This is a genomic window from Deltaproteobacteria bacterium (assembly GCA_028818775.1).
Lineage (GTDB): Bacteria > Desulfobacterota > Binatia > UBA9968 > JAJDTQ01 > JAJDTQ01.
In genome coordinates this window covers 17,531-28,368 of the sequence record JAPPNE010000141.1, presented here as the reverse complement: position 1 = coordinate 28,368, position 10,838 = coordinate 17,531, and the positions used below count along the sequence as shown (strand labels likewise).

The 10,838-nt window shown below is 66.1% G+C and carries 12 protein-coding genes; 10 read left to right on the top strand and 2 right to left on the bottom strand.

Annotation, left to right across the window (positions count from 1 at the left end; all coding sequences use genetic code 11):
- The 6 genes from OXU42_15560 to OXU42_15535 form a co-directional block, all read left to right on the top strand.
- A partial coding sequence (locus OXU42_15560; GenBank protein MDE0030806.1) for an efflux RND transporter permease subunit occupies window positions 1-827 on the top strand: 827 nt, incomplete at its 5' end.
- A gap of 147 nt (window positions 828-974) precedes the next feature.
- Window positions 975-1,325, top strand: coding sequence for a lipocalin-like domain-containing protein (locus tag OXU42_15555; GenBank protein MDE0030805.1), 351 nt, complete (start codon window positions 975-977; stop codon window positions 1,323-1,325).
- A gap of 2 nt (window positions 1,326-1,327) precedes the next feature.
- A complete protein-coding gene (locus OXU42_15550; protein MDE0030804.1) occupies window positions 1,328-2,425 on the top strand; it encodes a 4-oxalomesaconate tautomerase in 1,098 nt (365 codons plus the stop codon).
- Window positions 2,426-2,442: 17 nt separating this feature from the next.
- Window positions 2,443-3,615, top strand: coding sequence for a threonine synthase (locus OXU42_15545; GenBank protein ID MDE0030803.1), 1,173 nt, complete (start codon window positions 2,443-2,445; stop codon window positions 3,613-3,615).
- Window positions 3,612-4,316 (top strand): DUF72 domain-containing protein, encoded by a 705-nt coding sequence (locus tag OXU42_15540; protein ID MDE0030802.1) that lies wholly within the window; start codon window positions 3,612-3,614, stop codon window positions 4,314-4,316. Before OXU42_15545 ends, OXU42_15540 begins: the two co-directional genes overlap by 4 nt.
- Window positions 4,317-4,333: 17 nt before the next feature.
- Window positions 4,334-5,149 carry a polysaccharide deacetylase family protein gene (locus tag OXU42_15535; GenBank protein ID MDE0030801.1) on the top strand — a complete coding sequence of 272 codons (816 nt, stop codon included), beginning with the start codon at window positions 4,334-4,336 and terminating at the stop codon, window positions 5,147-5,149.
- Between the two features lie 52 nt (window positions 5,150-5,201).
- On the opposite strand, the gene OXU42_15530 is transcribed toward OXU42_15535, so the two are convergent.
- Window positions 5,202-5,474: a hypothetical protein gene (locus OXU42_15530; GenBank protein MDE0030800.1), complete on the bottom strand. Its 273-nt coding sequence runs from the start codon at window positions 5,472-5,474 to the stop codon at window positions 5,202-5,204.
- A 21-nt stretch (window positions 5,475-5,495) separates the two neighbouring features.
- Window positions 5,496-5,777: a hypothetical protein gene (locus OXU42_15525; protein ID MDE0030799.1), complete on the bottom strand. Its 282-nt coding sequence runs from the start codon at window positions 5,775-5,777 to the stop codon at window positions 5,496-5,498.
- 116 nt (window positions 5,778-5,893) lie between these two features.
- Between OXU42_15525 and OXU42_15520 the strand changes: the two genes are divergently transcribed.
- From OXU42_15520 to OXU42_15505, 4 genes are all read left to right on the top strand, one after another.
- Window positions 5,894-7,243 carry a UbiD family decarboxylase gene (locus OXU42_15520; GenBank protein MDE0030798.1) on the top strand — a complete coding sequence of 450 codons (1,350 nt, stop codon included), beginning with the start codon at window positions 5,894-5,896 and terminating at the stop codon, window positions 7,241-7,243.
- Window positions 7,244-7,581: 338 nt separating this feature from the next.
- Window positions 7,582-7,998: an SAM-dependent methyltransferase gene (locus tag OXU42_15515; GenBank protein ID MDE0030797.1), complete on the top strand. Its 417-nt coding sequence runs from the start codon at window positions 7,582-7,584 to the stop codon at window positions 7,996-7,998.
- A gap of 2 nt (window positions 7,999-8,000) precedes the next feature.
- Window positions 8,001-9,332 (top strand): AAA family ATPase, encoded by a 1,332-nt coding sequence (locus tag OXU42_15510; GenBank protein MDE0030796.1) that lies wholly within the window; start codon window positions 8,001-8,003, stop codon window positions 9,330-9,332.
- Window positions 9,329-10,789 carry a hypothetical protein gene (locus OXU42_15505; protein ID MDE0030795.1) on the top strand — a complete coding sequence of 487 codons (1,461 nt, stop codon included), beginning with the start codon at window positions 9,329-9,331 and terminating at the stop codon, window positions 10,787-10,789. The genes OXU42_15510 and OXU42_15505 overlap by 4 nt, the downstream gene beginning before the upstream one ends.
- The last annotated feature ends 49 nt before the right edge of the window (window positions 10,790-10,838 follow it).

The window sequence follows — 10,838 nt, the reverse complement described above, 5'->3', positions numbered from 1 at the left end:
ACAGCCTCGCCGACCTCGCCCGCTTCACCGTCACCCTGCCCGCCGGAGAGCAGGTACCGTTGCATGCCGTGGCGACGCTGGACGCGGAGCGCGGCTACAGTCGTATCCACCGTGTGGACGGCCGCCGCGCGGTGACCATCCAGGGCGACATCGACCCGGAGAAGGCCAACGCCGCGGAAATCATCGCAGACACGCAGGCCCGGTTCTTGCCCGATCTGCTGGCGCGCTATCCGGGCATCCGCACGGAACTGGAGGGGCAGGCGCGTGAGTCGGCCGAGACCGGAGCGTCGCTTGGGCGGAATTTCCTGGTGGGGCTGGCCGCCATCTTCCTTCTCTTGAGCTTCCAGTTCCGCGGCTACGTGGAGCCCCTGGTGATCATGGCGTCCATTCCCGTGGGTCTCGTGGGCGTGGTCATAGGCCACGTCGCCATGGGCCTCGATCTCTCCATGCCCAGCCTCGTGGGGTTCGTCTCCCTTGCCGGTGTCGTGGTCAACAACGCCATCGTGCTCGTGACCTTCATCAAGATCCGCCGCGCCCGCGGCGAGTCCCCGGAGGCGGCATCGCGCGGCGCGGCGCGGCAGCGTTTCCGGGCCGTCCTGCTGACCTCGCTGACCACGGTGGCGGGGGTGCTGCCCTTGTTGATGGAGACGAGCCTCCAGGCCCAGGTGCTGATCCCGCTGGTGACCAGCCTCGCTTTCGGCCTTGCCGCGTCCACGTTCCAGGTGTTGTTTCTGGTGCCGGCGCTCTACTGCATCGTGGACGACTACGGCGGCACGGTGGCGGTCGAGACCGACCTGGAGCCGGAGGCCGTGGTGCTGGCAACGTAGGGTCCCGCCTCGTCCATCGGACCGACAAGACGGGAACCGGTCCGCGACGGCGCCGATCCATCGCCGCCGGTACCGCGGATGGGGTTTTCCTGGAGTTGCACTACCGGCGCGAAACGCTATCCTGAGACGATGGCGTATCGAGACCGCATGATCGGAACGTGGCGTCTGCACGAGTTTCGCTTTACCGACGCCGACGGCAACACCGGATCGGGTGAAGACGCTCCGGTGGTGGGCCGGATGGAGTACACCGCCGACGGCCACATGGCCACCGCCACGCGCCGGCCCGACGGCACTTATTTCAGCTATTTCGGTGAGTTCGAGCTGCGCGGCGACGTGGTCCTGCACCACATCGAGTTCGCCCACGATCCCCGGCTCGACGGCACCACCACGCGGCGGGAGGTGTCCTTCGAGGGCGATCGGCTGGTGTTGACCGCGGCGCCCCCGGTCATGGGCGGACCGGGCAGCCGGGCGTCGCTCATCTGGGAAAGGATTTCCTGACCATGGCGAGACAGACGGCGATTTCCTGTACGATGATGCGCGGCGGCACCTCGCGCGGGCCGTACTTCCTGGCCGGCGACCTGCCGGCGGACGAGACCACGCGCGACGAGGTGCTGCTGGCGGCCATGGGCTCCCCGGACCAGCGCCAGATCGACGGCGTGGGCGGCGCCACCACCCTCACGAGCAAGGTCGCCATCGTGTCGCCGTCGGACCACCCCTGGGCGGACGTCGACTACCTTTTCGCGCAGGTGTCGGTGGACAAGGCGTTCGTCGACTACGGTCCCACCTGCGGCAACATGCTGGCGGGCATCGGCCCGTTCGCCATCGAGCACGGGCTCGTGCCCTCCGACGATCCGCGGACGGTGGTGAACATCCGCAACGTCAACACCGACTCGCTCATCGAGGCGGTGGTGGAGACCCCCGAAGGGTACGTGGAGTACGACGGCGACACCGTCATCGACGGGGTCCCGGGCACGGCGGCGCCCATCCTGCTGAACTTCATGGACGTCATCGGTTCCAAGACCGGAGCGCTCTTTCCCACCGGGCGGCGCAAGGAAATCATCGAAGGCGTGGAGGTGAGTTGCGTGGACGTGGCCATGCCCATGGTGCTGACCACGGCCGAGAACATGGGCATCCGCGGCGACGAGAGCAAGGCCGAGCTGGACGCCAACCGGGCGTTGCTGGAGAAGCTGGAAGGCGTCCGGGTCGTGGCGGGCGAGAAGATGGGGCTGGGAGACGTACGCGGCAAGGTCATCCCCAAGTTCGGCATCCTGTCCCGGCCGCGCCGCGGCGGTGCGCTGACTTCACGCTACTTCGTGCCCACGGACTGCCACGCGTCCCACGCGGTATCCGGCGCCATCTGCGTGGGTAGCTGTGCCCTGGTGCCCGGCACCGTCGCCGACGGCATCGCGGAAACCGGGGGCGGCTTCTCCGAGCTGGTGGAGGTCGAGCATCCCAGCGGCTCCATCATCGTGGCGTTCGAGCTGAGCGGCGTCGGAGACAACTTCGCGCTGGCCAAGGCGGGCGTGGTGCGCACCACCCGAAAGCTCTTCCAGGGACAAATCTACGTGCCGGGGCGGGTGTGGAGCCCGCGCATGTAAGCCGCTTGCGGTGACACATGCACGTGACGTTCCTGGAATGTTCGCGGTGCGGCGCGCGTCACGAAAGGGGGAGACTTCACAACCTCTGCCGAGAATGTGCGAGCCCTTTGCTGGTACGCTATGACCTTGAGCGGGCCGGCGAGACCCTGACCCGAGAGAGCTTGCAGGGGCGCGCGGCGAGCCTGTGGCGCTACCGCGAGGTATTGCCGATCACGGATGACGCCGCGGTCACCACGCTGGGGGAGGGGTGTACGGCGCTGTTCCATGCCTGCCGCCTCGGTGAACGGCTGGGCATGAGCCGGCTTTATCTCAAGGACGAGTCCCTGAACCCCACCGGCTCCTTCAAGGCGCGCGGCATGACCGTGGCGGTGTCCATGGCACGAGAGCTGGGGGTCGAACGTATGGCCGTACCGTCAGCGGGAAACGCAGCCGGGGCGCTGGCGGCCTACGCGGCAAAGGCAGGCATGGAGGCGCACATCTACATGCCGCAAGACGCGCCGCCCGTGAACATCGTGGAATGCCGGCAGTACGGTGCCGACGTGGTCCTCGTGGACGGCTTCATCAACGACTGCGGCCGCATCATCGGGGAGAAGAAGGAGCGCGAGGGCTGGTTCGACGTGTCGACCCTGAAGGAGCCTTACCGGATCGAGGGCAAGAAGACCATGGCCTACGAGCTGGCCGAGCAGATGGACTGGACGCTGCCGGACGTGCTGCTGTACCCCACCGGCGGCGGCACCGGCCTCATCGGCATGTGGAAGGCCTTTGACGAAATGGAAGAACTGGGCTGGATCGATTCGCGGCGCCCGCGCATGATTTCGGTCCAGGCCGAGGGCTGCGCGCCCATCGTCGAGGCGTTCGAGAACGGCGCGGACGCGGCGGAAGCGGTGACCCGGCCGGCCACGGTGGCCGCGGGCCTGCGTGTGCCCGTGGCCATCGGCGACTTCATGATCCTGCGCATCGTGCGAGAGAGCGGCGGCTGCGCCGTGAGCGTATCCGACGCAGAGATCTTGGAAGACGTGCGCGAGATCGGCGCCGCCGAGGGCATCTTCGTCGCCCCCGAGAGCGCCGCCTGCCTCGCGGCCCTGCGCCGGTTGCTGGAGCAGGGCGCCGTGGGCCGCGACGAGCGCGTGGTGCTGATGGTCACCGGGTCCGGCCTCAAGTATCCGCACCTCTGGAGCGAAACTCCTTGAAGACCTTCGTGGGCACCAGCGGCTACGCCTACAAGCCGTGGAAGGGCAAGTTCTATCCGGCGAAACTGCCGGACAAGGAGATGCTGCCGTTCTACGCCGAGCGTTTCGACACGGTGGAGATCAACCACACGTTCTACCGCATGCCCGCGGACCCGGTGCTGGCGCGCTGGTGCGAGCAGGTGCCGGAGGACTTCTCCTTTTCCGTGAAGGCGTCCCGGGCCATCACGCACCACGCCCGCCTCAAGGAGGCCGGAGACGCCGTGGCGTTCCTGTTCCAACGGCTGGAGACCCTGGGGTCCAGGCTCGGCCCGGTTCTGTTCCAGTTGCCGCCCAACATGCGGCTGGACCTGCCGCGCCTTCAGGCCTTTCTCGCGGTGCTGCCCGAAGGGCGCCGGGTCGCCGTGGAGTTCCGCCACATCTCGTGGTTCGATGAGACGGTCTTCGAGACCCTGCGGGAACGCGACGTGGCGCTGTGCATGGCCGACGGCGAGCTGAAGGAAGAGGTGCCGTTCGTGTCCACGGCGAGCTGGGGCTATCTGCGCCTGCGCGCCGTGGAATACACCGACGAGGCCATCGGCGCGTGGGCGGAGCGGGTGCGCGGGCAGGAGTGGGCGCGGACGTACGTGTTCTTCAAGCACGAGGACGAGGCCACGGGTCCTCGCCTGGCGCGGCGGTTCATCGAGATGATGGGCGAGCGATAGGGAAGGGGAACGGAACATTGACAACCATCGAGAAATGGCCTGACGACGCGAAGGTGGCGGTGCTGGTGACGCCGATGTTCGAGACTTGGTCCGTGGGCAAGGCGCCGTCCTACTCGCCCATGTCCTCGCCCCTCAAGCCCGGCGTGGTGGACCGGCTCGGAGTCTCCTGGTCCGAATACGGCGGTCGCACCGGGGTGTGGCGCTTCATGAAGATCTTCCGGGAGTTCGAGGTCCCGGCCACGGTATGCGTGAGCGGACGCTCGGCGGAGATGTTTCCCGAGGCGGTCAAAGCCTTGCACGACAACGGGCACGAGCTGGCGGGCCATTCGTACACCCAGGACACTTTCCTCACGGACCTTTCCGCCGAGGAGGAGAAGGCGGTGATCGGACGCTGCTTCGATCTCATCGAAGGGGTGGCGGGCGTGCGGCCGGTGGGCTGGCTGAGTCCGCGGGCGACGCCCACGGAACACACCGCGGGGTTCCTGGCGGAGGCCGGGTGCGTCTGGCACGGCGACTACAACGACACCGACGTGCCCTACCGCATGGCCACCGGCTCCGGGGACATCGTGGCCATTCCCCACAGCGATTTCGCCGACAACCGCGTGCTGCGGGGCAGCCCGCGCGACTTCCTCAACGTGTATAAGGACACCTTCGACTTCCTGTACCGCTCCGACGCCCCGGAGATGATCAACCTCACCGTCCACGCGCACTTCGGCGGCCGCCCCATGATCGCCGCCGTTCTGACCGAGATCCTCCGCCACATGAAGGGCTTCTCCCGAGTCTGGTTCGCGCGCCACGACGAAGTGGCCCGCTGGGTGCTGGAGCAAGGCTAGGTGGCGGGAATGACGTTTTGGGTGGTTGGCGGGAATCCGGGTGGCGTGGGTACTACCCCAGCGGTATGTCCACGCCGTTGAGGACCAGCTCCGGCACCACTTCCACCGGGCGCCGCAGGGTGTTGGTAGTGTAGCAGGAGCGTTCCAGCGCCTCGGTGAACTCGACGATGCGCTCCCGGCTGTCCGGGCTTTGCAACTCCAGCCGGTACACCAGCCGGGTGCACGCCGACGGCACGTCCGACAGCCCGAACTTTCCCTTCTGGTCGAACTCGCCGCGTACCGACATCTCGGCGCGCTCGATGCGGATGTCCGTGAATGACGCCAACTGCGTCACCTGGCTGAGCATTCAGAAGCCGATGGAGGCGACGAAGTACTGGAGCGGGGCCGCGCCCTTGCCGGTGCCGCCGCGCGACTCCGGCTCGTCGCACAGGATGGTGTAGCCTTCCGATGTCCTGGCTTCCTTCAGGTGGTCGTTGACCAGGCGGATGCGCGCCTCGTGCACGGTGACCGCCTTGGAAGGGTCTTCCCGATAGGCCTTCTGCCGTCGCTCGAAGACGGCCTTGTGGTGGCTGTAGTCGATGGAGCAGCAACCGGGATCGTCGAGCTCACGTTCTTGGTCGATGGCCATGTTTCCTCCGTTTCCGTCGTGCCCGTTCCTGTTTCTTCACCGGAAACCCCGCCGTGTGTCAAACCGGCGGCAACGATCCCTTGCCTGCCGCGGAATTCCCGAGTAACAGGTGACCCATGTCGCAGGACCTCAGAAGTTACCTGGAGTTGGTGGAAGCGAAGGACGATCTGGTCAGGATCGCCGGTCCCGTGGATCCGCGCTACGAGGTGAGCGCGCTGGTGGCGAAGCTGGCGCGCGAACGGCGGCGCCGGCCGGTGCTCCTGCTGGAGAACGTCAAGGGCAGCGCGCTCCCGGTGGTGACCAACCTCCATGCGAGCCGGCGGCGCATGGCATTGGCCATGAACGCCGAACCGCGGGAGGTCCAGCGTACGTTTCTGAAAGCCATGGAGCGCCCGGTGGCGCCGGTGGTGGTGGACGGCGGGCCGGTCAAGGAAGTGGTGCATACGGGTTCCGACGTCGACCTGCTGGCGTTGCCGCAGATCGTCCACCACGCCGCGGACGCCGGACCCTACATCACCGCCGCCATCTCGTTCGCGCGGGACCCGGAGGACGGCACCTGGAACTGCGCCTACAACCGCCTGATGATCATGGGCAAGGACCGCACGTCCATCCACATCACCGCGTCCAAGCACCTTTGGGAGTTCTACCGGAAAGCGGAAGCCCGCGGGGAGGCGCTGCCCGTGGCCTTTGCCGTGGGGGTCCATCCCGCCATCGGCCTGGGAGCGTTGGCCATCGGCTCCATCGACGAGGACGAGCGCGCCATCATGGGCGGCGTACTGGGAGAGCCGCTGGAACTGGTGCGCTGCGAGACCTCGGACCTGCTTGTCCCGGCCCATGCCGAGATCATCCTGGAGGGCGAGATCCTGCCCGGCGAGCGTACGCCCGAGGGGCCGTTCAGCGAGTTCACCGGCTACAGCCTGGGCGAGCGCCAGCGCGAGGTGGTGCGCTACAATGCCGTGACCATGCGGGAAGGAGCGCTGTTTCACGACATCTCCGTCGCCCAGGTGGACCACCTGCTGCTGTCCACCATCCCCATGGAGGCGAACCTCTACCGCGCCGTGCGCGCCATCGTCCCGTCGGTGACGGCGGTGCGCGTGCCCGCGCCCTATAGCTGCTACGTCGCCATCGAGCAGCGGATCTCCGGGCAGGCCAAGAACGCCATCCTGGCGGTGCTGGGCGCCGACATGTACATCAAGCGGGTGGTGGTGGTGGACCACGACGTCAACATCTTCGACGACCGGGAGGTGGCCTGGGCCCTGGGCACCCGCTGCCAGGCGGACCGCGACATCACGGTGATCTCCAACACCCGCGGTTCCGACCTCGACCCGTCGACGGACTCGGACGGCTACACCGCCAAGTGGGGCGTCGACGCCACCGCCAAGCCCTCCCTGGCCGAGTACACGCCGCGCAACCGCATTCCGCGGGACGTGCTGGAGCGCATCGACCTGGACAAGCTGGGGCTTTAAGCGCTTGCGTCGCAATGCCACGACCGACGATGCCGCGACTGACCGTGATCGGACGATTTCCCCTAGGGGCGACCGGCCGACTCGTCCAGGGGTGCCGTTGCCACTGAATACTCCCTCGGCGACCGCGGCGCCTGGCCGGGGGCACAGAAGCATCCCCGGCACTGGAGGAAACCCGACGGAATACACCCGAGTCAGTCCCGCCACCCGACAGACTCGAAGACAACTCATGACGGTGGCCGGAAGGGTTGCTATATTGAGCCGGGGCTTCTCGTGCTGAACGCCGAGCGCGTGGCCGAGGAACGGGTTGGGAGGTCGCAATCAACCGGAGTAGCTCGCCAATGCCGTACCCAGCAGACTTCTTCGACGCGCACAGCCGCCATTGGCGCGATGCCGAACTCCTGTTCCAGGCTGACCGGTGGGCCAACGCGGATCAGTTGTATGGCTTCAGTGCCGAGTGCGGCCTGAAGGCGGTCATGGAGAGGCTTGGGATGGCAACAGACGACACGGGCAAGCCTGAAGCAGGAGAGCACCGCCAGCACGTCCAGGACTTGTGGCCTACGTTTCTGGTCTTCGCGGCGGAACGCGGGGGCGATCGCCTGGCCAGCCGGCTCCCCGGCGACATGCCGTTTGCCGACTGGTCTCAGGCGGACCGTTACGCGCACGGCGAGCACTTCGACGAAGGCATCGTGCGCCCGCACCGGGAAGCTGCGTCGGCTGTCGCGGACATGGTAGAGTCCGCATGTCAGGATGCGTAGTCATGAGCGCGAATTTCATTGCCTTTGATGACATCTGGCCTCGCGTCATCGAGGAGTTGGCCGCGTCGGATCCGGTGCCGGATGAGGCGCTGCCGGTTTACCTCGTGCGTGACCTGTCCGGCAGGGTGACAGTCACCGTGTCGGATACCGTCGAGGCGGGGAGCGAGGCCTGCGCAGCGCTGGAACGGTTTGCAGACCGCCTCTCAGGCAGGCTTGGCGCCCACGCCCGCCCGGCAGAATCGGCCGTGCTCCATGTGAGCGACCGACTGCTCCACACGTTGTCTGCCACGGCAACCGAGATCGAGGGCTTCCCGAGAGTGTATCGCGTGGAGCGGCTCATGACCGAGGGCGGCTGGTGGACGGTGACCGCGCCGGCGGATGCCTTGCACCCCCTCCGTTGCACGCTGTTCTCCGTCAAGGGCGGCGTCGGTCGCAGCACGACCTTGGCGTTTCTCGCACAGCATTTGGCGCGAAGCGGCGAGCGTGTCCTCGCCGTGGACCTCGACCTCGAGTCGCCGGGGCTGTCGCCGACCCTGCTTGAACCGGAGCGTTGTGCCCGATTCGGCGTGACCGACTGGTTCGTGGAAGAACTCGTAGGGCAGGGCGAGCGTGTCGTCCCGGACATGCTCGCCGCCCCGGCCTGGGCTCAGGAGTGCGAGGGGGAGGTGTTTGTTGCAGCAGCGCACGGAGCCACTCCGGGGGAGTATCTGGCGAAGCTGGGCCGGGTGTACGTGTCGAGCCGGGATGCATCGTGGACACTGCGTCTGCAAAACCTCCTGGGTCAACTGGAGAAGACCGTTGCGCCGACGATCTCCTTGATCGAAAGCCGCAGCGGCCTGCACGACATCGCGGCGGCCGCTGTAACCGACCTGGATGCTGAGGTTCTGTTGTTCGCGGCCGGAGGAGAAAGTACTTGGCTTGACTACGGCGTGCTCTTCAACCACTGGAACCAACAGCGACTGAGCCGGCATATCCGGGATCGGCTGGCCATCGTCGCCGCGCTTGCGCCGCATGACGGTAGAGAAGCCCACATGCGGGACTTCCGAGTGAGGGCTTGGGACCTGTTCCGGAATCATCTCTACGATGCCGTGGAGGGCCACGAAGTCACCGATGACACGGTCGGGGCAGTTCCAGACGCGGAGGACGCATTTTCGTTCGATCTGAACGAACGAAACGCGCCGCACGCGCCGCTGGAAATCAACTGGACGCGAGGGCTGGTGGCAGGGGCGCCGATCATGAACCTGGACGAGCCCATTCTGCTGTCCGCATACGGACGGTTCGTCGAGCCTTTCGCCGAACGGATTCTCTCGCGACGTGCGGGTGAACAGGCATGAGCACGGCAATGGACGCAGTGTTGGCCCGCGACTCGCTTGCGGTCTTGCCGGAGGGAACGAGTGACGGCGAAGTCCCCACGCCGGCACAAGTGCATTTCCCTGCATCCCACCGCAAGGCGATGGACCCCAACGTGATGCTCGTGACTGGAATGCGCGGGGCCGGCAAGACGTTCTGGTGGGCCGCGCTGCAGAATGACGCAGTTCGCAGATTGATCCAGATGCCGCTCACCGGGCAGGGTTTTTTGACTCCGCCCAGCAAAGTAGCGACGGGATTCGGAATCCGTCCCGAACCCGACCGATATCCGGACAAAGATGTGCTGAAGGCCCTGCTTTCCCAAGGCCGTGACCCGAGAACGATCTGGCGCTCGGTGCTGGCATGGCAGACTGCACCGAAAGACCATCCCTTGCGCAGTGAGGGCACTTGGCCGGCGCGTATCGGCTATGTCGAGGGCAATTCCGAATCCATTGCGCGGCTGTTTCTGGATGTCGATGCGAAATGTGGCCAAGCCGGCGAGTTCTTGATCGTGCTGTTCGACGCGCTCGATCGCTGTTCCGACGATTGGCGCGACATGTACCGCCTGATCCGGGGCTTGATGCAACTGGCTGTGGACATGCGCTCCTACCGTTGGCTGCGCCTGAAGATCTTCCTTCGCACGGATCAGGCCGACGAAGACCGGATCGCCGACTTCCCCGACGCCTCCAAGGTGCTGTCTTCCTCGGTGGAACTGCGTTGGCCGGGGCGCGAACTGTACGGCCTTTTGTGGCACTGCCTGATCAACGGACCGGCTGGCGACAGGTTTCGGGATTTTCTCGCCCAAGAGCGCTTGCCTGCCGCTGAAATTGCGGGCCAATCGCTATACCACGTTCCGCGGACGCTGATTTCAGATGACGACGCGCAGCGCCGGAAGTTTCACGTGATTACGGGACCCTGGATGGGCCAAAACGCGAAGCGCGGCTTTCCCTACACATGGATTCCAAACCACTTGGGGGATACCAGAGGGCAGGTAAGTCCGCGGTCTTTTCTCGTCGCTTTGCGCGAGGCTGCACTGGACACGGCGGAGCGTCACCCGGAGCATGAACGCGCACTGCACTTCGAGAGCATCAAACGCGGCGTGCAGAAGGCCTCCAGGATACGGGTTGCGGAAATCAGGGAGGATTATCCATGGATGCACCGCGCGCTCGGACCGCTCGCCGGCATGACGGTGCCATGTCGGTTCGAGGAAATCGTCGAGCGCTGGGCTCAGGAGCGGAGTCTGGAGCGCCTGATCGAGGGTGCCGAACAGGATGAGATTAAGCTTCCGCCCCGTCATGTAGACCACGGCGTGACCGGAATTCGTCAGGACCTTGAATCGCTGGGCGTGTTTCAGCGTCTGTACGACGGGCGCGTCAACATTCCTGACGTCTTCCGGGTTGGCTATGGCCTGGGCCGCAAGGGCGGTGTGAAGCCGGTCCAATGATGGTTGTCCTCCATGGCGCGAAGTGCGCGATCATGAACGAATTGAGCGA